The 23,464-nt window shown below is 75.2% G+C and carries 18 protein-coding genes; 14 read left to right on the top strand and 4 right to left on the bottom strand.

Going from position 1 to position 23,464, the window contains the following annotated elements:
* The first annotated feature begins 418 nt into the window (after window positions 1–418).
* The 10 genes from QRT03_RS31395 (at window position 419) to QRT03_RS31350 (ending at window position 10,656) form a co-directional block, all read left to right on the top strand.
* Window positions 419–2,308, top strand: coding sequence for a ParB/RepB/Spo0J family partition protein (locus tag QRT03_RS31395; protein WP_286057111.1), 1,890 nt, complete (start codon window positions 419–421; stop codon window positions 2,306–2,308).
* Between the two features lie 673 nt (window positions 2,309–2,981).
* The gene (locus QRT03_RS31390; RefSeq protein ID WP_286057110.1) at window positions 2,982–4,052 is read left to right on the top strand and encodes a DNA-processing protein DprA; all 1,071 of its coding nucleotides are present in this window, start codon (window positions 2,982–2,984) and stop codon (window positions 4,050–4,052) included.
* A complete protein-coding gene (locus QRT03_RS31385; RefSeq protein WP_286057109.1) occupies window positions 4,052–4,471 on the top strand; it encodes a hypothetical protein in 420 nt (139 codons plus the stop codon). The genes QRT03_RS31390 and QRT03_RS31385 overlap by 1 nt, the downstream gene beginning before the upstream one ends.
* Window positions 4,472–4,541: 70 nt before the next feature.
* Window positions 4,542–4,805 (top strand): hypothetical protein, encoded by a 264-nt coding sequence (locus QRT03_RS31380; RefSeq protein ID WP_286057108.1) that lies wholly within the window; start codon window positions 4,542–4,544, stop codon window positions 4,803–4,805.
* 592 nt (window positions 4,806–5,397) lie between these two features.
* Window positions 5,398–6,465 (top strand): hypothetical protein, encoded by a 1,068-nt coding sequence (locus QRT03_RS31375; RefSeq protein ID WP_286057107.1) that lies wholly within the window; start codon window positions 5,398–5,400, stop codon window positions 6,463–6,465.
* A 166-nt stretch (window positions 6,466–6,631) separates the two neighbouring features.
* Entirely contained in the window at window positions 6,632–7,144 is a 513-nt protein-coding gene (locus tag QRT03_RS31370) for a hypothetical protein (protein WP_286057106.1), read from the top strand.
* Window positions 7,145–7,194: 50 nt separating this feature from the next.
* Window positions 7,195–7,737, top strand: coding sequence for a hypothetical protein (locus tag QRT03_RS31365; RefSeq protein WP_286057105.1), 543 nt, complete (start codon window positions 7,195–7,197; stop codon window positions 7,735–7,737).
* Window positions 7,738–8,219: 482 nt separating this feature from the next.
* Window positions 8,220–8,675, top strand: a complete 456-nt coding sequence (locus QRT03_RS31360; RefSeq protein ID WP_286057104.1) for a DUF3846 domain-containing protein — start codon at window positions 8,220–8,222, stop codon at window positions 8,673–8,675.
* 620 nt (window positions 8,676–9,295) lie between these two features.
* Complete coding sequence (locus tag QRT03_RS31355) at window positions 9,296–9,544, top strand: hypothetical protein (RefSeq protein WP_286057103.1); 249 nt, start codon at window positions 9,296–9,298, stop codon at window positions 9,542–9,544.
* An 800-nt stretch (window positions 9,545–10,344) separates the two neighbouring features.
* The gene (locus QRT03_RS31350) at window positions 10,345–10,656 is read left to right on the top strand and encodes a hypothetical protein (RefSeq protein ID WP_286057102.1); all 312 of its coding nucleotides are present in this window, start codon (window positions 10,345–10,347) and stop codon (window positions 10,654–10,656) included.
* A 113-nt stretch (window positions 10,657–10,769) separates the two neighbouring features.
* Here the strand turns inward: QRT03_RS31350 and QRT03_RS31345 are convergent, their stop codons facing one another.
* Window positions 10,770–11,903, bottom strand: a complete 1,134-nt coding sequence (locus QRT03_RS31345) for a hypothetical protein (RefSeq protein WP_286057101.1) — start codon at window positions 11,901–11,903, stop codon at window positions 10,770–10,772.
* Between the two features lie 245 nt (window positions 11,904–12,148).
* Between QRT03_RS31345 and QRT03_RS31340 the strand changes: the two genes are divergently transcribed.
* A complete protein-coding gene (locus QRT03_RS31340; protein WP_286057100.1) occupies window positions 12,149–12,427 on the top strand; it encodes a hypothetical protein in 279 nt (92 codons plus the stop codon).
* 388 nt (window positions 12,428–12,815) lie between these two features.
* A complete protein-coding gene (gene mobF, locus QRT03_RS31335; protein WP_286057099.1) occupies window positions 12,816–17,840 on the top strand; it encodes a MobF family relaxase in 5,025 nt (1,674 codons plus the stop codon).
* Between the two features lie 37 nt (window positions 17,841–17,877).
* Here mobF and QRT03_RS31330 read toward each other — a convergent pair whose 3' ends face one another.
* Both QRT03_RS31330 and QRT03_RS31325 read right to left on the bottom strand, forming a co-directional pair.
* Window positions 17,878–18,642 carry a relaxase domain-containing protein gene (locus tag QRT03_RS31330; protein ID WP_286057098.1) on the bottom strand — a complete coding sequence of 255 codons (765 nt, stop codon included), beginning with the start codon at window positions 18,640–18,642 and terminating at the stop codon, window positions 17,878–17,880.
* Between the two features lie 190 nt (window positions 18,643–18,832).
* Entirely contained in the window at window positions 18,833–19,495 is a 663-nt protein-coding gene (locus tag QRT03_RS31325; protein ID WP_286057097.1) for a hypothetical protein, read from the bottom strand.
* Between the two features lie 249 nt (window positions 19,496–19,744).
* Here QRT03_RS31325 and QRT03_RS31320 point away from each other — a divergent pair, with 249 nt between their 5' ends.
* Both QRT03_RS31320 and QRT03_RS31315 read left to right on the top strand, forming a co-directional pair.
* A complete protein-coding gene (locus QRT03_RS31320; RefSeq protein ID WP_286057096.1) occupies window positions 19,745–20,818 on the top strand; it encodes a nucleoside hydrolase in 1,074 nt (357 codons plus the stop codon).
* A 78-nt stretch (window positions 20,819–20,896) separates the two neighbouring features.
* The gene (locus tag QRT03_RS31315; RefSeq protein ID WP_286057095.1) at window positions 20,897–22,408 is read left to right on the top strand and encodes a hypothetical protein; all 1,512 of its coding nucleotides are present in this window, start codon (window positions 20,897–20,899) and stop codon (window positions 22,406–22,408) included.
* On the opposite strand, the gene QRT03_RS31310 is transcribed toward QRT03_RS31315, so the two are convergent.
* Complete coding sequence (locus tag QRT03_RS31310) at window positions 22,399–23,331, bottom strand: hypothetical protein (RefSeq protein ID WP_286057094.1); 933 nt, start codon at window positions 23,329–23,331, stop codon at window positions 22,399–22,401. The genes QRT03_RS31315 and QRT03_RS31310 overlap by 10 nt on opposite strands.
* Window positions 23,332–23,464: the final 133 nt, after the last annotated feature.

Here is a 23,464-nt window from a genome sequence, read left to right as displayed (position 1 = left end):
CGCGGGCGGCCCGCGTCCTGCTGGGGGCTCCTCAGGGCCGGGCGGCCCGGGGGCCCTTCGGGCCCTTTTCGGGCGCCGCTGTCGCGGCGGCGCTTCGCGCTGGTCTTTCTTCTCCCCGTGGGGCGTGCCGAGTCTGAGTGCCCGGTGGCCGGCGAGCGGTCGATGAACCCGGCCCGCGCCGAACCAGTGACCCGACATGCGGCTCGGGTGGCGCGGGCGCGGCGTGGCATCGGTCGGGTCACGTGGTTCGGAGGAGCCGGAACCCCCGACCGTCCGCGCGAGCGCGGACCGGCCCCCGGTCCCTCCATTCGACTCGCGCCCCACGGGGCGAAGGAAAGGGTCGCCGGACCCCCAGGTCCGGCGCCGGTCTTCGCCTCGTCCCCGCAGCTTCGCGACGAGTCCCAGGAGGACACCAGCGATGACCATCGCCCCCGACACCGAGACCACCACGGCCGACCAGCCGAGCACGGCCGCCGCGCCCGCCCCGGTCGTGGCCGACCCCGACCGGGTCCAGCAGCTCGACCCGCGCACCCTGCTCATGGACCGCAACGTCCGCCTCGACACCACCGCCGACCGCGCGTTCGTGTCCTCGGTGCGCACCCACGGGGTGCTCCAACCGATCATCGCCGTCGCCACCGACGACGGCCGCGCCCGCGTGCGGTTCGGGCACCGGCGCACCACCGCCGCGATCCTCGCCGACCTCGCGACCGTCCCGGTCATCGTCGGCCCGGTCGGGGCCAGCGACGCCGACGCCGAGGAAGCCGACCGGATCGCCGAACAGGTAGTGGAGAACCAGGTCCGGCAGGGGCTGAGCACCGCCGACCAGCTCACCGCGTTCGCCGACCTCGCCGCCCTCGGGCTCAGCGCCGGGAAGATCGCCACCGCCACCAAGGCCCCGCGCCGCGAGGTGGTCGCCGCGCTGCGCGCGGGCGGGAGCGCCGGGGTCCGCGAGACGGTGCGCGAGGTGCCGATGACCCTGGAGCAGGCCGCCGTGCTCGCCGAGTTCGACGACGACCCCGCCGCGTACCGGGCACTGCTCGACGGGATCAGCGGTGTCGGCTTCGGCAGCTTCGCCCACACCGCCGCCCGGCTGCGCGCCGACCGGATCGAGACCGCCGGACGCGCGGCGGTCACCGCCGAGCTGGAGGCCGCCGAGGTCCCGATCATCGAGCGCCCCGACTACCACAGCGGCATCGAGAAGCTGACCGAGCTCACCGACGCCCCCGAGCCCAGCGCCGAGGGCGACGACACCACCCAGGCGCAGGACGCCCACCCTGCAGACGGCCCGGACGCCGCTACGAGCGACGACGAGGACGGCGACCGGGACGACAGCGAGTTCGACAGCGAGTTCGACAGTGAGTTCGGCGAGGACGGCGAGTTCGACGAGCTGGACGAGTTCGACGTGGCCGCACCGGCGCGGCGGTCCGACGCCGAGGCGTTGCCGCCCGCGATCACCGCCGAGGAGCACGCGTCGTGCCCGGGGAACGCGGCCTACCTGGCCACGACCTACACCGGCCCGCGACGGCAGCTGCAGGTCGTGGCGGTCCACGTGTGCACCAACCCCACCGCCTACGGGCACCGCGCGCGGCGCGGCGGGCAGCTGTACACACCGCGCGCGGCGAAGGCGGTACCGCGCTCGTCGGAGACCACCGAGCAGGCCGCCGCGCGGGTCCTGGCCGAGCAGGAAGCGGCCAAGGCCCACCGCCGTCGGGTGATCGCGGGGAACAAGGCCTGGGAGGCCGCCACGACCGCGCGGCGGGAGTTCCTGTTTGAGCTGCTGACCCGCAAGACCCCGCCCAAGGGCGCGAACGCATGGGTCGTCTCAGCGTTCCTGACCGACCGCTACACTGTGTGCCGGGCCGCCGAGCGCGGCCACGCCACCGCCGCCGCCCTGCTCTGCCCCACCCCCGCCGCAGCGGAGCGGCCGCTGGCTGGACCGGCTGATCACGAGCGGATCGGCAAGCTCGCCGCCGGGGCCAGCGAGGCCCGCTGCGCGGTGCTCACCCTCGGCATGGTGCTCGGCGCGATCGAGGGCGAGACGAACCGGCAGATGTGGCGCTGGGCGCTGGACCGCCCCGGGTTCGAACGCGCCGACGCCGGGCTGGTCCGCTACCTCGACCAGCTCGAAGTCTGGGGCTACGAGCGGTCCGCGATCGAGCGCTACGCCACCGGCCAGCCCGTCACCGACGCCGAGGTGTTCGACCACCCCACCGCCGCCGCCACCACCGACCAGACCAGCGGCGCCGACCAGGACGGCGACCACGACGCCGGGAAGCGCGACGACCAGGGCGAGGGCGGACAGGAGTAGCCGACCGGACAGGCCGGGGGCCCGCCGCCCGGGGTGTAAGAGGCACCCCGGGGGGCGGGCCCTCGGCGTGTGCAGGGTAGAGCCCCCGCGCCCGCTGTCGCGGGCGGCGCCCGCGGCCCACGCCGACCGGTGCACCTCGAGCACCCCGCCCGCCGGTCGGGGTGGGGGCCGGCGCGGGCCGCGGGCGCGTCCCGGTGCCGGCGGCGGAGCTCGGCCGGCGGGTGCTCTTCCCACCCGCCCGCCCCGCCGCGGACGCTTACCGGCGGTGGGCGCGGGCAGGCGGCGGCTGCAGGGGCTCCTCACGGCCGGGCGGCCGGGGCCGCCTGCGGCGCCGTCTCGGACGCCGCTGCGCGGCGCGCTCTTCTTCGATCCTTCTCCCCGTGGGGCGTCCGAGTCTGAGGGCTCTGGGGTCGGCGAGCGGCCGATGAACCCGGCCCAGCCCGAACCAGTGACCCGACCTGCGGCTGGGCGGGCCCCGGTGCGGCCTGGCACCAGTCGGGCCACGCGGTTCGGGCGAGCCGGAACCCCCGGCCGTGGCCTGCGGCCACCGACCCCGGCCGCCCTCTGCTCCGACTCCTCGCCCCACGGGGGGAAGGACATGGCAGCCGGACCACCCGGTCCCGGCGCAGTTCCCGAGCCCCGTCCCGTCGCGCGTCCCGGAAGGACACCAGCGATGACCACCCACACCACCACCAGCCCAACACGCCCCGCCCCTGGTGGTGCACCGGCGAGCGACGCCGTCCGGCACGCGCGGGTGTTGCTCTCCCGCGTCTGCTCCGGGGTCGCGAACCCCGACCTCGCGCGGCTGGTCACCGAGTACGGACCGGTCGCCGCGGTCGCCGAGGTCTGCGACGACCCCCGTCGGGCGCGCATCTTCTACGGCGCCACCCTCGCCGCCGACCCAGCCGCGGACCGCGACCGCGCCGCCGCCGACCTCGCCGCCGCCGAGAAGCTCGGCGCCCGATTCCTGGTCCCCGAGGACCCCGGGTTCCCCGAGCGGGCAGTCACCGGCTGGAGCAGCCCGGACGGGACGCTGTCGGTGCAGGCCCCGGTACTGGGGTTGTGGGTGCGCGGCGACGCCCCGCTGGACGGCGGCCGCCGCCTGGTCGTCACCGGCTCCCGCGCCGCGAGCCCCTACGGAACGTGGGTGGCCCGGGACTGGGCCGGACAGCTCACCGAGTCCGGGGTCCGGATCGTCACCGGCGGGGCGCTGGGCATCGACGGCGAGGCCCTGCGCGGCGCCCTGAGCACCGCCGCCACCCCGCGCCGGGTGGGCGCCGGGGACGCAGCGGGAGCGCCGGTGGTGGTGCTGCCCGGCGGGATCGACCGCATGTACCCGGCCGCGCACGCGCCGTTGTTCGAGGCAGTCGCCGAGGCAGGCGGGGCCCTGGTCACGCCGTATCTGCCCGGAGCCGTGCCAACGCGGGCGACGATGCTGGGCCGGCTACGGCTGATGGCCGGGCTCGGGAGCAGCGGCACCCTGGTCGTGGAGGCCGGGACCCGCAGCAGCGCCCTGCACGCCGCCCACGACGCCCGCGATCACGGGCTGCCGGTGCTCGCGGTCCCCGGCCCGGTCACCTCGGCGACCTCGGTCGGCACGCACCGTCTGGCCCGCGAACCCTGGGCGCGGCTGGTCGCCGCCGTCGACGACGTCCACACCGAGATCGCCACCGCCGAGACCGCCGCCGGGCGGCGTGCCGGGCCCGAGGCAGACGCGGCCGGGCAGGCCCCGGCGAGGCGCTGATGACCACCCTGCACCGGGTGCACGCCCCGCTCCTGCCCCCGGCGCCGTGCCGGGGGCCGGGGTCGGGGCGCCGCCCCGGACGGCGGCACCCGCCGGTGCGCCCGGCGCCGCACTCGTGGCCCGGGGCCCCGGCCCACCGGGCGGGTGAGCTGGAGCGGTTCACCCGCTATGACACCCCCGGCGACGCCCCGCCGTTGACCGCCCACCAGGTGCGGCTCGCGCTCACCGCCGCCCGCACCGTCTACGCCGCCTACGACCACCTCACCGTCGCGGTCGGCGTCGACGCCGTGCCCGCCCCGTCGTTCGTGCGCCGCCAGGCGTCGTGGGCCGCGACCCGCGCGGTGTTCGGCGACGACGCCCCCGCGCACAGCCGCTACCGGATGCACCGCGCGATGACCCGCGCCGGGCTCCTGCCCTGAGAGCGCACCACACCAACCCCGACCCGAACCACGACCCGACCCCCGAACCACCGGACAAGGACCGCACCTGATGACCAGCACGCCGCCGGCGACCATCGCCGACCCCACCGACCCGCCCGCCGTCACCCCTGCCGACATGGCCGAGTTCGTCGCCCTGCTCCAGAACGCGACCGCGCGTCAGCTGTTCACCGCCGAAGCAATCGCCACGGTGAACATCGGCGCCGGCGCCGACGTCGAAGCCTCCGCCGAGTACCTCGACGCCATCCACGCCGAACAGGCCCACCGCGCCGAGCAGGCCCACCGCGCCGAGCAGGCTCCCGGCGGGAGCGGGTGACGGTCGTCTGGGGCGTCGCACCCCGGGTGGGGTGCGGCGCCCGCGGCCCGCGCCGACCGGTGCGCCTCGAGCACGCCGCCCGGTTGGGGTGGTGGCCGGCGCGGGCCGCGGGCGCCCGGCGGTGCCGGCGGGCGGGGTCGGCCGGCGGGGGCGCTTCCCACCCACCCGCCCAGCCTCGGTGGCCCGACGCCGGCGAACGCGGGCGGCCGGCGGTGGGGCGGGGGCTCCTCACGGCCGGGCGGCCAGGGGCCCTGCGGGCCTGCTCGGACGCCGCTGCGCGGCGCGCCCTTGCTCGGTTCCTTCTTCCCGTGGGGCGTCCGAGTCTGAGGGCTCCGGGGTCGGCGAGCGGGCGATGAACCCGCCCCGACGACCGAGCCGGTGACACAAGCCCCTCCTGCGTCGGGGTCGCCTCCGGCGATGCCACCTGCTCGGGCCAGGGACGGAACCCCCGCCCGTGGCCTCCGGCCACCGACCCCGCCGCCCTCTGCTCCGACTCCTCGCCCCACGGGACGAAGGAAATGGCCGCCGGACCACCGCGATCGAGCACCGGTCACCCGTCCCGCCCGCAGCCCCGCAGCTCGGAGGACCCGCCATGACCAACACCCCGACCATCAGGCCGACCATCACGGTCCCGCAGGCCGCGACCCCGACCCCCGACGGGCGGGTCCGCGAGATCACCCGCGACCAGTACGACCGCGAGTACGCCCACGGCTACGCCGGACCGGTCACCGACCTCACCGCCACCACCGCCGCCGGGTGGCCGACCCCGTTCTGGTCGCTGGTCCTCACCCCCGCAGGCTGCGCCCTGGTCCCGACCCGCCTGCTCGACCTCCCCGACGAGCAGGACGACCTCCCCGAGCAAGCCGGGCACCACGCGGCGACCGGCGTCGGGGTGCACGTGCGGGCGGAGTTCGACCTCGACGCGCTCGCCGAGCCCACCTCGATGATCCCCGGCACCTGCCAGCCCGTCGCCGACCTCGGGGTGGTCGCGCTCGGCGTCGACGTCGCCGGGACGCTGCGGCCCTACCGGCTGTCCCGCCGCCACCGCGCCCGCGCCCAGGCCCTGTCGATCCTGACCGGTGTCCCACACACCGTGTGGGGTGGCAGCGCCGCCGAGCCGGGGCGGGCGTGCGCGGGCCTCGGCGTGGTGCGCCTGGACCGGGCCGATCACGACCTGGACATGTGGTTCGACCTCGACGGCGCCGAGCACCACCCGAGCAACCCGGCCGCCTCGGTGATCGCCGCGAGCTTCGGGGTGCACGGCGGGATCTACGGGCCGGTCGTGTTCACCGGCGCCCCCGACGCCTACGGCCTGACCCGCGACCTCGCCGCCGCCGCGACCGTGCTCATCGCCGCCACCACCGCCGCCTGCGACAACCCGGGCGACCCCGGCGCCCCCGCCCGCCGCGCCGCCGAGTTCACCGCCCTCGGCATCACCATCACCGCCCTCGACGGCGAACCGGACCCGGCCGGACCGGCCGCGGCCGCGCTGCCGGTCCCCGCGCCCCGAGCGGCGGGGGAGTCCTACGACGCCCAGCGCCACACCGTCTGCCGCGACGGCGGCTTCCCGTGCTGCGCGGAGTGCGGCGAGCACGCCCCGCACGGCCACGACGAGCACCACCCCGACCAGCTCACCGCCGCCCTCGCGGCCGCCCGCTGACCGGGACCCCGACCTGCTCCCCGGGGTGTCCCGGGGCCCGGCGCGTGAGCCACCGAGCCGCGCCGGGTCCCGGGCCCCACCACCCAGGCGCGATCCCCACCACCCGGACACGACCCCCACTGGCCGCACCCGCGCCGCCACACCCGAACACGAGGAGCGCCGACCGATGCCGACCCCCACACCGAGACCGACGCTGAGACCGACGCCGTTGCGGCTGCTGCCCCAGCCCGACCCGACCCTGGCCGGGGTGATCGCCGAGACCCTGGACATGGAGCTCCCCGAACTCGCCGCCGGGGACCGGGCCCGGGTCGTCGCGACCGTGCTCGGGCTGCTGGTGACCACCCAGGACGAGCACCAGCCCACCCGCTACGCCATGACCGTGCTGCTCGCGTCCCCCTGCCGGCGCTGCGCCCGCCCGATCGGCTGGGACCCCTTCGAACAGGGCTGGCTGCACTACACCGGCGCCCGCGCCTGCACCCCGGACGCCGTCCTCGGCCACGGCAGCGACCTCGCCCGCCGCATGTTCGACGCCGACCGCGCCGCCGACCGCGCTCAGATCGAGCACGACGCCGCGCTCGCCGCCGATGACCCGGTGGCCGCCGCGCAGGCCACCGCTCGCGGCGCGCTCGCAACCACCCTCGCCGGCCAGCTCGCTGGCCACCTGCACGCCACCCCCTGACCCCGCCTCGCCACCCAGCCCGACACCCCCCGGGGAGAGGACCACCCGCCATGCGACTGCTCGACCTGCTCCGCCGCCCCAGCCCCGAGACCTGCCAGCCCACCCCGACCGCCGCCCGCGAGGACCCCGACCAGGCGGGGGTACCGGTGGCGTTCGCGCAGCGTCCCGAGATCGTCGCCGCGCTGGAGCGCCTGGCGGCCGTCGAGCGTGTCGAGGACGAACGCCTGCGCGGCGAGCGAGCCGAGCGCGACGCCCGGCACGCTGCCCAGGCCGCCGCCGACGAGCTGCGCTGGCGGGTCGCGGCCCAGCGCCGCGAGCACGGCGACGACACCGCGCTGCAGGCCCGGTGGGCCGGACGCGACGACCAGCACGCCGCCGCCGAGTGCGCCGAGCTCGACCGGCAGGTCCGCGAGGACCGCGAGGACGCCGAAGCGGCCCGCCGCTTTCACGAGCAGGAGGCGCCCATCCTCGAAGCCCTCGGCCGCGAGGAGGCCGAACTCGAGGCCCGGGCCGCGGTCCCCGACGACCTCCAGCGCGACGAGCACGAGCACGAGCGGGAGCAGGACGAGGTTGAGGAGGACACGCCGTTCTGAACCTCGATGCCGGCCGGCGGGTGCTGTTCCCACCCGCCCGCCCAGCCTCCGGTGCCCGCGCCGGAGGACGCGGGCGGCCCGCGTCCTGCTGGGGGCTCCTCAGGGCCGGGCGGCCCGGGGGCCCTTCGGGCCCTTTTCGGGCGCCGCTGTCGCGGCGGCGCTTCGCGCTGGTCTTTCTTCTCCCCGTGGGGCGTGCCGAGTCTGAGGGTCCGGGGGCCGGCGAGCGGTCGATGAACCCGGCCCGCACCGAACCAGTGACCCGACCGTGCGGCCGGGCGGCCCCGGGCGCGGCCTGGGTGGGGTCGGGTCACGTGGTTCGGAGGAGCCGGAACCCCCGACCGTCCGCGCGAGCGCGGACCGGCCCCCGGTCCCTCGATCCGACTCGCGCCCCACGGGGCGAAGGAAAGGGTCGCCGGACCCACCACAGGCCCGGCGCCGGTCTTCGCCTCGTCTCACGTGTCGCCCGAGACGGAGAACCCGCGATGGTCCACCCGCTGATCGCCCGCCCCGACTACTTGACCGCGCTGTGGCTGCCCGCCGAGGGCGGCGTCACCACCGTGCGCCTGTCCCTCGACGCCGACCAGCGCGGCGACGAGCTCGCCGCCCTGGTCGGGGGCCTGCTCGACGTGGTGCGCCTCGACGAGCACACCGACATGTGGATCAACGACCTGGGCGTGTGGGGCTGGCGCGAGCCGAACGTGATGGCCACCCGGGTGGCCGGGGCGCACGGGATGGACCTGCAGCCCTACCACGGCCCGGTAGTGCTCACCGGCGGCGCCGACGCCCGAGGCGACACCGTCGGCCTGGACGACACCACCGCCACCATGCTCGCCTCCGTCGCGTTCTACGGCGCCACCGAGGGCCCGATCCGCCCCGACGAGATCGACGGGCACCGCTTCTACGAGTTCGACGCCCGCCGCTACCGCCACGGTGCCTGACCCACCCCGGCCCCGGGAGCGCTGCAGGCCCGCCACCGACGCACCCGGCCCGCCGGGTGGGCCGGTGGCCGGTCGGCGCTCAGGGCCGCGCCGGGCCGGGCCCGGTAGCGGACCCCGGCCGGACCCGGCCGCTAGGGCGGCCTCCCCGCCCGGAGGGGCTGCGCTGGCTGGGGCCGGCGTCGCCCCTGGCGGGGCTCCCACCGGCCCGGGCCGCGGCGGGACGGACGCCCCAGGGGGCGTCCGAGGACCCGCCCCGACCACGCCCATCCCCGCGAGGTGGCCGACCCCGACGGCGGCGCTGCGGACGCGGGGTGCACGCCTCGAGGTGCACGACCGGACCGGGGCAGCGTCGTGGTCGAGCGGCGTCGCGGGGGAGTGGTCGCGGGTCTCCGGGTGGGTGGATACCGGAGGGGACGCCCTGACGGTGGAGGCGCCCGGGGGCGTCGGGCCAGGGGCGCCCGGCCGCACCGATCGCTGCGCTGCGGGTGGTCCGAGCCCTCCTGCGTCGGGCTGAGCTCCGGACCACCCGATCGGTGGACCGTGCGCGTCCTGGCCCTCTCACCCCCACCGCCCCCAGGCGGGGCCGCGTTCCCACCGGCACCCACCCTCAGGAGGCGGCCATGACCACCCAGCCCCACACCCACCAGCCCCAGACCCCCGAGACCCATCAGCCCACCGAGCCGATGGTCCCCCTGGTGATCGAGGGTGTCCCCGACGTCGTGGCGTGCGAGGTCCGGTTGGCCGGCTGCGACGGGACGGGGGCACTGAGCGCGTGGTCGCGGGAGGCCGACCCGCGGCGCTGCTGCGAGCCGTGCGGCACGCACCTGGTGACCCTGCCCGGGGTGATGGTCTTCCCCGTCATCCGCTGACCCGGGGCGGGCCCCGCCGGGGCCCGCCCCCAAGCCGCGGCAGCCGCGGACCCCGCGGCGTCGCCCGTGTCGTGCTGGCCCGGGGTCCTAGTAGCCGGGGTGGTGTTCCGCCCCGCCGGGCGGACAGGCCGGGCCGGTGCTCGGGCTCGGAGCGTGGCCGGGCGGCGGTCGGGGTGGGGCGCTCAGGGCCGCGCCGGGGCCAGGGCCGGTGAGGACCCGGTCGCTACGGCCGCCGGGGGCGGCCTACGCGCCCGGGACGGTCCTGCGGGGCCGGTGTCGCCCCTGGCGGGGCTCCCACCGCCCGGGGCCACGGCGGGACGGACGCCCGGGGGGCGTCCGAGGACCCGCCCCGGCCGACGGACCGGTCGGTGCCGGTCGGGCCGGTGTCGCCCCTGGCGGGGCTCCGACCGGCCGGGCCGTGGCGGGCCCGGGCCGCCCGGGGGCGACCCGAGCCCACCCCCGCCCGCAGCGCCGCGGCGGTGGCGCGGGCACCGGGTTCGTGGCACGACGGGGCGGGGGAGGAGCCGGTGGGTGTGGGCCGGTGGTGTCCGGGCCGGGCCTGGGTGGGGCTCCCCGGCGACAGGACCGGATAGGACGCCCTGACGGTGGGGGCGCCGGGGGTGTCGGGCCAGGGGCGCCCGGCCGCACCGATCGCTGCGCTGCGGGTGGTCCGAGCCCTCCTGCGTCGGGCTGAGCTCCGGACCACCCGATCGGTGGACCGTGCGCGTCCTGGCCCTCTCACCCCCACCGCCCCCAGGCGGGGCCGCGTCCTACCCAGCCCCGACCCCAGGGAGCCCCCGATGGCCATCCAGTTCACCGCCTACGCCGCCCCCGCCGACGCCGAGTTCCCCCGCCACATCGAGTGCATCGAGTCCGTCGAGACCCACTCCTCGGACGCCGCGGCGCTGCTGGCGATGGCAGGGCTGTGGGACGCGGGCGACCCGCAGGGGTCCCTCATCGGCTCCTGCCCGGTCCCGGAGTTCCTCGCCCGACTCGCCACCGGCGTCCCCTCCCTGGCGGGCACCGACCGGTTCCAGCTGCGGCTCACCGAGCTCGGGCACTTCCTCGAGGACGCGGTCATGGTCGACCACGCGATCGTCCAGTGGAGCTGAGGCTCCCGGGCCCCCCGGGGCCCGCCCCGCGGGGCGGGCCCCGCTGGGTCAACCACCTTCGTCGCCTGGGGCCGGTGGCGCGGCCCCAACGCCTGCCGCTCGGGGGGCGACGTTCAGGAGGCGGTGAGGCCCCGGGCGGACAGCGTCGCCCGGAACGCGGCGTCGAACCCTGCGCGGTGGCGGGCGAAGGCGCCGGTGTGGCAGAGCCCGCCGCAGAGGGCGGCGGCAAGTTCGTCGAGATCCCAGGCGACGACGTGGCCGTGGCGGGTCAGAGCGAGTCCGACGCGACCGAGCTGCCACTCGGGGCAATAGAGCGAAGCGAGGTAGGCGTAGCCGAGCAGCTGGTGCAGCCACGAGCGCACGGTCGCAGCGGACCGGGCGGCGGTGACGGTCTTGACGTCGATGAGCGTGGTTGCCTCACCGTCGGCGGGTGCGAGGAGCAGGTCTCCGTCGGCCCACCGTTCGGCGAAGACGGGGAAGGCGTGCCCGCGTAGGAGGGCGCCGGAGACCCCGGTGGCGTCGGCGAGCTGCTCGAGGAGCCCGTCGCGGCGGCAGCGGTCGATGACGGCGGTGGTGTCGGCGAGCGCCGCGGGGTCGACGTGGGCGAGGAGCTCGCCGGCGTCGTCACGGTGCCGCGCGGCGGCCAGAGCCGCCTGCGCGGGCTGGTCGAGCCCGGGGCCGCGGTAGGCCTGTTCCCAGTCGGTGAGCACGAGCGCGATACGGGCGAGGACCTTCTCCTCGCCGCGGGTGCCCCAACCGCCCGGCGGCACCCGCTCGAGGAAGCCGGCGGCGCGGGCGCAGAAGTCGGCGACGATGGCCGGGGCAGTCCCGCTCTGGCGGGGAGCAGTCTGGGGTCCCGTCTCATCGGCGGCGATGTCGGTCCAGCCACTCGGGGTTGGTCGCTGCGCCAGGGCGTGCTCGGGTCGGCCGGGGTAGGTGCCGGCGGCATGGGTCGGGAACCGCGCGCCGGCGCGGTTGACGTCGTCCCAGCCGATGAGCCCGGCGTTGTGGGAACCGAACAACGCGTAGTAGGGCGGGGCCGGCTCCACGGCCCAAGCCAGGCGCGTGCCGACCGCGCCGCCGACCGCGGGCCAGTGCCCGGCCCGTACGGCCCTGCCGGGGCGGGTGGGGGCGGGTTGGGCGTCGAGGTGGGCGGTGACACGGGCGGTGAACCGGCCGCCGGGGAACTGGGTGGCGAACCAGTCGGAGAGGGGGCCGCGGCCGCGCAGCTCGCTGGTCAACGACATCGGTCTGTCCTCTCCACTGCGGTCGGTGTCCGCGGCCTGCGGCTGTCCGTCCCGCCGCGTCGGGTCACGGGGCCAACGGCCACCGCGCGGACGGGGGCGTCGCGGGACAGACCACGGTCACCTCACCTGGGGCCGGGGACCGGTAGCCCGGCGGTAACCGCGGGTCGTGGCCGGGTGTCCCGCGCTCCCGCTCCGCCCGATCGGCGCTTGGGCCTGCGCCGGGACCGTCATCGGCTGCGCCCCGCGTGCTGGCGGTCTCCGCGCTGCGCGTGCCGCGCGGCGTCCTGGCGGTGGCGGCTGGTCTGGTCGTGGTGTCGCCCTCGGTGACCGTCGGTGACACCCCGCGCGCGGCTTGCGCCGGCGCGGGGCAGGGCGGCGACGGCGGCGCGGAGCTGCTCGAGGGAGCCGCAGAAGCAGTGGTGGGTCCCGGGCTCGGTCCGGCGCTGGTGGGCGGTCAACGCAGCCAGAAGCCGAGTCCACTCGGCGCTCTCGGCTCGATCGGTCCGGCGGGCCGAGTTGGCTGACGTGGCTGAAGTGGACGGGGTCGCCATGGGGTCTCCTTCGTCGTCGCGGTCGCTGGGTGCCCGTCGTGCCCGACGCCGGCCCCGTCGTGGGCCGGTCCGGGGAGGGCGTCCACCCGGGATTCGCTGACGAGTAGCGGATCGGTCGAGGTGGCTTATCGGCTGCGAGGAGGGCCTGCGGGTGGCGGTGGTGACGGGGCTGGAGCGCGGCGAGCTTGGTGATCTTGGCGATGGGTGCGCAGTGCTGAGGGGGAGTGATCAAGAGCGAGTGATCAAGTGCAAAGGATCAAGAGCGAGCCAGGTGCATGGAGATGAGCATGCCACAAGACCTTGGCGCGCAGAACGCACCCAACACCAGTGCATTAATTAATGATCTTGGTATGGTGGTGCCGTGACGACGACCGTGACCCCCGTGCACGCGGGTCCCGGTGCGCTCGATTACTTCCTGCGGCAGCAGGGCTGCGGTGAGCGCGACCGGAAGGTCGACCTGGAGCGCGGCGCGGTCGAGCGGGAGGCCGAGGGCGCGGAACGCGAGGCCGGCAAGGAGCCGGGCCGCGAGCAGGAGGGGTCGCTCGGGTACTTCACCGACCACGCTGGTCACGACGAGCAGGAGCGGGGGGAGCCGGCCGGGGTGTGGCTGGGCTCGGGGCTCGCGGAGTTCGGCTTCAACCCGGGCGATGAGATCAGCGAGGACGACGCGCGAGCGGTGTTCGAGCGACTGGAGCACCCGAAGACCGGGGAAGCGCTGGGGGCGCGGCACCGCAAGTACAAGAGCGCGGAGGTGAAGCTGCGCGAGGCCCTGGAGCGTGAGCCGGATGCGACCCCGGAGCGCCGTGAGGAGCTCAAGTGGCAGATCCGCGGACAGGTGTCGTCGCCGGTGGCGTACTGGGACATCGCGTTCTCGGCGCCGAAGAGCGTCTCGGTGCTCTACGCAGCGTTAGCAGTGGAAGGGCGCTACGCCGAGGCGGAGCGGGTGTGGGAGGCCCACCGCGAGGGAGCGGCGGCGGCGTTGTCCTACGTGGAGGACAAGGCGGGCTGGTCCCGGCGCGGGTATCACGGCAAGGCCCAGGACGGCCGTTCGGTGGGGGAGTGGGTCGCGGCCAACCAGTGGACGGCTGTCCGGTTCGACCACACCACCTCGCGGACAGGCGACCCGCAGATCCACTCCCATGTCCTTGTCCCCAACCGTGTCCAGTGCGCGGACACCGACAAGTACGGACAGCGCAAGTGGCGCTCGGTGGACGGCAAGGGGCTCTACCAGGTCAAGCGGGCCGCGGACGCGGTCTATCAGCGGACCATGTTCGAGGCGCTGCACCGCGACCTCGGGACGTCCGCGGTCGAGCGGGTCGACGGCAACGGCTGGGAGATCGAGGGCATCGACCAGGAGGTCTGCGAGGCGTTCTCGTCGCGGCGCGGGCAGATCGAGCAGGTCGTGGCCCGCTACATCGCCGACTACACCGAGACTCACGGGAAGCCACCCGAGGCCCGCGAGTTGTTCATGATGTACAAGACCGCGTCGCTGAACACGAGGCCCCCCAAGCCCGAGCCGCAGACGCGGGAGGAACGCGAGGCCGGTTGGCGGGCGACTCCAGGGTTTTCAAGTGACGCATTGGTTGACCAGGCCGTCGGGCGCCGACTCGTGGACGACGCTGAGCGAGAGCCGGAGTCCGGGTGGGCCCCGTTGGATCGCCAGCGGGTGATCGCGGCGGCGGTGGAGGAGGTGCAGTCGCGGCGGGCGTCGTGGACTGCGCAGGACCTCGAGGCTGCGATCAACATGAGGTTGCAGATCGACTCGACGGTGCCGGCCGCCGAGCGCGCGGGGATGTTGGCGGGCCTGGTCGCGGAGGCGGTGGCGCCGGGCGGAGCTGCGAAGGTCGTCGGGCTGGTGCCCCCGGAGGTGGTCATCACCCCGGCCGCCGCGCGCCGCGCCGAGGACGGACTGTCCCGGTTCTCCCGCCCGATGCCCGACCGGTTCGCTACCGAGGATCAGCTCGCCGCGGAGGACAGCCTCCTGGCGGCCGCGAAGCGCGGCGGCGCCCCGGCGCTGTCCCCGTCACAGATCGAGGCGGTCCGCGAGGACATCCGCGCCGCGGGGCTGAACTCCGGGCAACGCGCCGCGGTCGAGGGCATCCTGGCCTCCGACCGGCAGATCGACGTGCTGATCGGCCCGGCCGGCACCGGTAAGTCGTTCACCGTCGCCGCGCTGAGCGAGGTGTGGCAGCGCGAGCACGGCGCCCCCGTCTTGGGGCTGGCCACCTCCCAGATCGCCACCGACGTCCTCAACGAGGACGGCCTCGACGCGATCAACACCAGCAAGTTCCTCGGCCTCTACGAACCCGACCCGCGCACCGGGCTGCCTGAGCAGATCCTCGAGCCCAACACCCTGCTGATCGTCGACGAGACCGGGATGGCGGCAACCGGCCAGCTCGGGCGTATCCAGCGCATCGCCGAAGCAGCGGGCGCGAAGCTGCTGTTCACCGGCGACCACGAACAACTCGATGCGGTCGGCGCCGGTGGCGCACTGCGCCAGCTCGCTGGGGACGTCCCCACCTTCACTCTCGACGAGGTCGTCCGGTTCAACCAGGACTGGGAACGCGAGGCGTCGCTGGGGCTGCGCGAGGGCCAGGCCATGGTGCTGCGTGACTACGACGCCCATGGTCGGCTCTTCGAGGGCGACGAGACCGCGATGGTGGGCCAGGCCAAGGACATGTTCCTGGCGACCAGGCTCCGCGGGGAGGCCTCCCTGCTGATCGTCCCACGCAACGACCAGGCCGCTCAGCTCTCCGGGGAGCTGCGCGCCCAGCTGCAGGCCTACGGGGTGGTCTCCACCGACGACCTCGCCGTTGCCGCGCTGCGCGACGGCAACCGAGCCGGGGTCGGGGACCTGATCCAGACCCGCCGCAACGACTGGCGCACGCGCACCACCAACGGCCGCCCGGTGGTCAACCGCGACATCTGGCGAGTCCTGGAGCACCGCGACGACGGGTCGCTGCGGGTCGAGAAGATCGACGCGCGCGGGCGGGCCACCGCCGGCGGCGAGGTGACGCTGACTCCAGACTACCTGGGCAAGCACGCCACCCTGGCCTACGCGGTCACCAACCACGCCGCCCAGGGCGTCACCGTCGGGCAGTCGATCAATGTCTACGACGTGGCCTCGACCCGCTCGCAGATCTACGTCGGGATGACCCGCGGTCGAGACGGGAACTGGGCGTTCGTCGTCACCCGCGCCGAGGTCGACGACGAGAAGTACCTCGAGCCGCTGCGCAGCGACCGCTTCGCGGTGCTTACCCATGCCCTGGAGCAGGACACCGCCCAACGCACCGCGACTGACACCCTGCGCGCTGAACTCGAGCACGCCGAAGGCATCGCCCAGCTCGGCACCGCGTGGCGGACCCTGGGCGATGAGCACAACCGCGATCGCTACTGCGACATCCTGCGCAGCGTCCTAACCCCCGCCGAGATGGACCGCCTCGACGACGAGGACGGCGTGGCCCGGTTCCTGCGCGCGGTGCGCTCGGCCGAACTCGCCGGGCGCATCCCCGAACGGCTCCTGCCCTCCCTGGTCAATCAGAGCCCGCTCGGCGACGCCCGATCAGTCTCCGACGTCCTGCGCCACCGGCTGCACGCCGAGCTCGGAGAGGCCCCCCAGCCGATCTCCACCAGCTGGGTCGGCCGCACCCACGGCGTGTCCCGCGACGGGCTCGGCGGCGACCTGGGGCGCTTCCAGGTCGAGCTCGCGATGGCGATGGACCGCCGCGAGCAGGCCCTGGGCGAACGGGTCGCCGACGACCCGCCGGCGTGGGCACTGGCCGCGCCCGCACTCGGTGCGCTCCCCGAGGACCCAGTCGCCCGTGTCGAGTGGGTGGCCCGCGCCGGTGCCGTCGCAGCCTGTCGCGAATGGATCGGGGCGCACGACCTGCCCGAAACCGTCGCGCTCGGACCGGCCCCGAGCCGGGAGAACCCCGATGCCCGCGCCGTCTGGGAGCGCGCCTACTCCGCGCTCGGAGCCCCGGCCGACCAGCGGGACTACGCCCGCGCCGGCGACGCCGAGCTGCAGGCGATGGTCGAGCGCTACCACCGCGAGCAGGCATGGGCCCCCACCTACGTCGCGGACCTGCTGCGCAAGACCGAACAGCGCCTGGTCCGCTTCCAGACCAAGGAAACCCTCGAAGCTCAGCACCTGAGCACCCTGACCGACCCCGCCGAGCGCGCCACCAGCCAGGCCCGCCTGGACTCCCACCACGAGCAGGTCACCCGACTCGTCGAGCGGGCCGGGGCCTACCGCGAGATCCACGAAGCCCGACAGGGCTGGTACGCCGAGACCGAGCTCGCCCGCCACCACGCCGAGCACGCCGCCCGCGAGCTCGACCGCCGCCAGGCACTCGTGCCCGAACGAGCCAGCGACCCCGAGACCACCGAGCCCCCCCGCGGCGAGGGCGGCCGGGTCGTCGAGCAGGTCGAGCAGAACCGCGAGCCGATTCAGACCCCGCAGGAGCAGTACCGCGAGCTCTCGACCCGAGCACGGGAGGCCCAGCAGGTGCGGGCAGAGGCGCACGCCGAATTCGTCGCCGGGGTCCGCCGGGCCGAGACCGAGCAGATGGACCGGCTCGACCCCGAGGGAAGCCTCGACCCCGCCGGTCGGGCAGCCGCCGCACGGGCCGAGAATCTCGCCCGCACCGTCGCGGCGGTCCGCGCCGAGCACGGAGACCGACTCGACCCCGAAGGGCAGCGCGACGACCTCGAGCTGCTCTCCGCCCGAGCGGTCGAGATCGCCCACGAACGCGATCAGGCCGAACAGGCCCGTGCCGTCGAGCGTGCGGCCACCCACGAACGGGTCGACCCGCGCGGCGTCCTCGACGAGTCCGCCCGCGACGCGCTCGCGTGGGCCGAGCGACACCGCCCCGTAACCGAACCCGATCTGCACGCCGGAGCCCCGCAGTCCGGCGGGTCGGACATGGCGCGCGCTGCCGAGCGGGTCGCTGGTCCCCCCGAGCGTGGACCGCAGCGCCACACCCCGGAGCGCGACCAGAACGCGGAGGAGCTCACCCCGCAGCCGCAGGACCGCCAGGAGCGCGAGACGCAGACGCCCCGCGAGGGAGAGCACGCCGAGCGGAACGACCAGGTCGACCAGGCAGTCCAGCCGAGCCGCGTCGAGCCCGAACAGGGTGCCGAGCCGGGACGGCGGTTCCCGACCAGCGAGGCCCTGCAGGCGGGCGTCGAGCGTGCCCGCGCGGCGCGCGAGCGTGTCGACGCGCAGCGCGCCGAGCGAGCCCGGACCGAGACCGAACGCCACGCGCAGCGAGCCAGGAGCAAGCCGGAACAGCAGCAGGAACAACGGGCTCAACGGGAGTCCGCTGCACGAAACCCGTGGGCGCGCTCAGAGCAGCAGCGCAACCCCTACGAAAGGTTCCGGTGACCGCCGGCAGGGCCGTCGTGGTCGCGCCGCGAGGGTGTTAGCGGTTCTCGCGGCGCAACGCGCGGTGGGCGTAGAGCTGGCGGAACCGCTCGTCGGGCACGCACCCGGTGCCGGGGAAGCCGGCCACTGCCTCGGCGTTGATGGCCTCCAGCTCGCGGCGGCCGGTCTCGTCGTCGACGCGGAACCGGCCACGAACCAGGTCGTAGAGCGAGTAAGCCATGGCCACGTCGTAGGCCTGCATCACCGCGACCAGCGAGCGAGGCAAGGTCGCGGTGTCCCACGGGTAGTCCCGGCCGTCGTCGGCCGCGGTGACCTGCGCATCGATGAACAGATGGGTGTGCAGATGCGGGTCGCCCCGGTCCTGGCGGTGCGCGGAGTGGAAGAGCTCGTTGATCCGCAACCCGGTTGAGGCGATCCGTTCCACGACAGCGGGGTCGCGCAGCTCGGCGCGGGCCTGGTCCGCGAGCTCCTCGCGGCGCTCGGGCTCCGCGAACGGCTCGGCCTCGAGCATCTCCGCCAGCCGCATCTGCGGGGTGTAGCGACGCTCATGGCGATACACCAGCGCGAACGACTCCCGCTCATTCAGCGCCGTCGCGGCAGCCTCAACCCCACGATGATGAGCAGCGACAACCCGGCCGAGATCGTCCTGCCGCTTTTCAACGCTCAAAGCGGCGTAAAGGACAGAGACGGTCTTCGGGGCGGCGACGACGATGTCGGTCGTCGAGCCTGGGAGTTCCTCGGGCACAGCCAGGGTTGGCCCGGCGAGATGCGTGCTCGGGATGTAGCCGATATTGAGTGGCATCGTCGGTTCCTCCCTTGCGCTCAGTACTTAGCCTAGATGCTCGGGGCGCGGTTCCCGGCGACCAAGTGTGCGCGCGGCAGGGCACAGCCGGGCGCGGGCGCGGCCGTCATCGCGGTGTGGTGAGCGTCGAGCGGCTGCTGCTGCCCGGCCGCTGCGCGAGCGTCCTGGCTGCGCCAGAGGGAGGCGCGTCTCAGTCCGCGACTCCCATCTCCCGCAGGAACGCGAGGTGAACCGCGTGACGGTCCGCGGACTCTTGATCAGCAGCGTCGCGGATGCGGCGATCCGGGTCGACGTCGGCGGCGGCGGCTTCCCACTCGGATGCTGTGAACCGGCGGACCGGTAAGCCGAGGATCTCCGACCACTCGGCGGGCGAGAGGCGCGGGAAGAACGACGGCGCCGCGTAGAGGCACTCCTGGTCCCGGCTCAGAACGTTCTCTACCCGGCCGTGCTGGTCGACCAGCACTGTGCGACTCGTGGAGTCGCGCCCCGTGGCGGAGGCTGCGAAGTGGCTGCGCATCAGCTCGTCGGAACCCCGGCTGCGGTCTGCGGCCCAGGATGTGAGGAGCGCGATCGCCTGCGGGTCGCGACGTCGGACATCGGTGGCGATCCACTCGATGAAGTTCTCCATCCCCCCGCCGCGGCGCAGGTCTCCCGGGGCGTGCGCAGCGTGAACACGCTCGCCGGAGCGGGCCTGGTAGACCACGACGAGCACATAGTTCAATCCGACCCCGACCGGGAAGACCAGGAGATACCGCTCGGCCTCGGCGAAGGGGGCGAACTCGGCCAGGTCGACGTCCTCGGTGAGAAGGTCGCGTGCGTAGCCGGCACGGCGGCGACGGGTGAACGGCCACATGATCGGGGTCCTTATCTTTGAGGTGCGCGCGCTTTCTAAACAACAGACCCTCCGGGACCCCCGAAAGGTTCCCTCGGGACCACACTCTCCTTTCCTTCAGTGGCGCTGGCGCTGGCGCTGGGCGGTGGACTCGATGGTCAAGCGACGCGCGGTGCGACGAAGGCCGCTGCTGACCGCGTTACCGATAAGCTGGCACGGTCAGCGCGCCCCGCGGACCCGCGAGGGCTACAGGCTGGGGAGGGTGATCCGATGAGTGATGCGGACCCGACCCCGGCGGCAGACCTGGCGAGTGCGGCGGACGAGCTCGAGGCGCAGCAGGCGGTGCTCGCCGCGCTGGGCATGTCCACGGCACCGTGGCCGGTCGACCTCACCACCGCACCGATGATCGTCGACACCGACATGGGCAGTGACGCCGACGACGCGCTCGCGCTGGCGGCGGCCGCGTTCGCGGTGCCCGAGTTGGCGCTTGTGGTCACCGGGGACGAGACCGGGCCGGCCGCGGGGGGGTACGGGCAGCGGGCGCGGGCCGTTGGGTGGCTGCTGGGGGCCTGCGGGCGCGGCGAGGTCCCGGTCGTGGCCGGTGCGGCGCTGAGCGACGTGGACTGCTTCGTGCTCGAGGGCGCGATTCCCGTGCAGGTCCCGGCAGCCGACACTGATCTGATGGGCGCGGTGCGCGCGCTTGCAGCGCGGTCCGGGGGGCCGCTGCGGTGGGTGGGAATGGCTCCGATGAGCAACCTGGCGCGTGTGGTGGCGGAAGCGCCTGAGATCGCGGCGCGGTTGCACGTGACGCAGATGGGCGCGGCGATCAACTATCGCGACCCGGCCCGGGCGGAGCACAACGTCCGCTTGGATGTGGAGGCGGCGCGCGCGGTCGTCGACGCAGCGGGCGACGGGCGGCTCGCAGGCTTGGAGCTGGTCATCTCTGATGTCACCTTCACCCCGGCGATCGAGATCGGCGTCGGGCACCCGCTCTACCGGGCCCTGGCCGGTCATCCGGCGCCGTGGGCGCAGGTCCTGACGACGAGCCTGGACTGCTGGTTCACCCATCCCCGGGGCTACGCGCACTCGATGCAGCACGACGCGTTGACGCTCTCGGCGGCCCTGGAGCTGCCCTTCGTGATGTCCTCCCCGGGGCAGGCCGAACTGGACGACGTCGGCCGACTCATCGAGAACGGCCCCGCGGCCGCCGCGCGCTGGCCGGTGCAGGTCGCGCGCAGCGCGGACTATCTGGCGTTCATGAGCTGGCTCGAACGCGTCCTGCTCAGCGGGACTCCGTCGGCTTCGTCCGAGCCGTTGGCGGGCGCCCGTGTGGGGCGGGGCTAGAGCTCTGAGCAGCGCCCGCGGCCAGCACGACGAGCAGCGTCCCGGGCGCCGGCCCGCTGGGGCCCAGGGGAGCGCGGGGTGAGCGTCCCGGAGAACCGCGCGGCCCGGCAGATCGATGACCTGGCGCAGCGCTACGGGCTGGAGCAGGACGCGGCCCGGGCGGCGGTGGAGGACACCTACCGGGCCGTCGCCGAGCACAGCGGCCCCGCTCTGACCCTCATCACCGCGGACATCCTCGACGGGCTGCGCGAGGACCTCGCCGTGCGCCCCGAGCAGGTGTCGGTGTTCGTCGGGCGTGACGGGTTCCCGCTCGCGGCGGCCGCGCAGGCCCTGGAGGCGGAGTTCGTCGCCGAGCGCACCCGCACGGTGGCGCTCTCGCGGGTCGTGCTCGAGCAGGCGCTGCGCGACCTGGAGACCCACACCGGTCGCGGGCTGGAGCTGCCCGAGGCGTTCCGGCTGGCCTCGGCGGCGGAGCCCGAGCGTCCCGGGGCCTACCGGCAGCTGACCCGCTACTTGCACGCCTCCGGGATCCCGGCCGGTCTGGAGGGCAGTGCGGTCGCGATCATCGATACCTCCTACAAGGGCACCGGTCAGGAGATGCTCGCCGCGGCGTTCCCCGCCACCGACTTCCGCGGGCACTACGCCTACTTCGGGGCGCACCCGCAGGACCCGCACCCCGGCTCCAAGACCGGGCACGCCCTGCACCTCGACCCGGACCCGTCGAACGGCATCCCGACCCGGGTCACCGAGCTCCCCGTGGACCCGGCGCTGACCTTCGCGCATCCGGACGCGATCGCCGCGGTGGAGGACCTGCACCACGGGACGTTGGCCAAGCCCCGCGCTTGGGAGCAAGGCGCGCCGCAGCTGCGCGGGATGCGCACCGAGACCGCCGAGCTGGCCGATATCAACCCGGCCCGGCTCGCGCCCGGGTTTGCCGACCCGCTGACCCGCGAGGCCTGCCACGACGCGGCGCTGCGCGCGGTCGGCGACGTCGCGGCCGCGGCGGGTGCGGCGCGTCGAGCGGGGGACCCGAACTGGCGCGCCGAGCTCGAGGAACGCTCCCGCGCGTTCACCGACCAGGTCCGGGCCTGGATCGCCCAGCCGGACCCGACCGTCCGCCGCGGGCTCGACGCCCGACTGGGTCGGGTGCTCGACGGGTTCGCGCACCGCCAGGACCGCGACGCGCTGCAGCGCATCGACGCCGTCCTGGCAGCGGGAGGCTTCGACCGAGGCGGGGAGCCGGCCATGCAGCTGTGGCGGGACCTCGCCGTCTCACGGACGCCGGGCGAGCGAGAGCAGGTCGTGCTGCGGGCCTGCGAGCTCACCGCGGACGCCGCCGTGCGGCCCGTGCCGCAGGCCGCCCCGCCCGATCTCGACGCCCGGCAGCAGCCCGGGCGGGACTCGCCGGTGCAGGAGCGCAGTCAGGCCGGGGTCGATGCGGCGCGCGAGGCCCGGGAACAGACCCAGCAGCGCCGGGTCGCCCGAGAAGTGCAGGAGGCAGAGGGGCACCGTCGCCGGGTCCAGCACGACCCCGTCCGCCAGGTCGAGCAGCAGCGCGACCGCGACACGGGGCCCGGCCGTCACCGATAGGGGTTGGGACGACCGGTGGGCGGCTGCGCCCCGGCGTGGGGCCTGGGGTGGGGCCCGGCGGGGTTCGTGGGTCCGGGGTAGGGCTGGTCGGGGACCGCGCCGTGCGGGGTCGGGGTGTGGCGGCGGTAGGCCGCCCACGGCTGCACCGGGCGCTGGCGTGGGGGGACGACGTAGCGGCGAGGGCCCTGCTCGGCGGCGGGCGGCCGGTTGGTGAGGTCGTCGGCGATGTAGGTGTCGAGGTCGGCGCTGATCCCGATGACGTTGTCGCTGGTGAGGTCGGAGTCGGCGGTGGGGTCGTGGACGCCCTTGTCGTAGCACTTGCGGGTGGCGGCGGAGGCGACGCTCATGACGTGCGGGAGCCAGTAGATGTGCCAGTCGGCGGCGAGGCTGATCGGGGAGTTGGGGTCGCGGTAGGCCAGGGTCCAGGCGTTGTGCAGCCAGGTGAGGTTCTCGACCAGCTCGGGGTGCTGGAACCAGCAGGGGCGCAGCGCGCTCGCCGAGCTCGGGTAGCGCACGATCAGGACGCCGCAGAGCCAGTCGACGAGCTGCTCCCACGCCTTCTGCGCGGCGTCGGCGTCCAGCTCGGCCCAGCACGGCAGGGCGGGGGTCTTGGCTTCCTTGGCCTCGAGGGCGGCGCTGAGGTGCTCGGTGGTGGTCTGCAGGGCGAGGATGTCGCCGCCGGAGTCGTCGTCGCCCTCGGGCGCCCGGTAGAGCCAGTGGTGCAGCTCGGCGAGGTCGCGCGGTCCTTCCCCGCCGCTCGCGTCCGCAGCGGGGACGGGCTGGCGGACGGCATCGAGCTCGCGGCGTAGCGCGGCGAGTTGCTCGCGCAGCTCGGTGAGTGACTCGCCGTGCTCTCCGACGGTGTCGTTGAGCTCGTCGAGCTCACCCTCGACCCGACGACGGTCCCGCCGCGGCCCGGACACCGGGCCCTCGGAGGCCGAGGCACGGGCCCCGGTGGAGGCGGCGGAAGCCGGTGCGTCGGAAGCTGGGGCGTCGGAAGCTGGGGCGTCGGAAGCTGGGGCGTCGGAAGCTGGGGCGTCGGAAGCTGGGGCGTCG

The sequence above is a fragment of the Actinomycetospora termitidis genome (genome assembly GCF_030286555.1).
In the GTDB taxonomy this organism is placed as follows: Bacteria; Actinomycetota; Actinomycetes; order Mycobacteriales; family Pseudonocardiaceae; genus Actinomycetospora; species Actinomycetospora termitidis.
The sequence above is the reverse complement of the archived record's forward strand: the minus strand, read 5'-3'. Positions and strand labels throughout refer to the sequence as shown.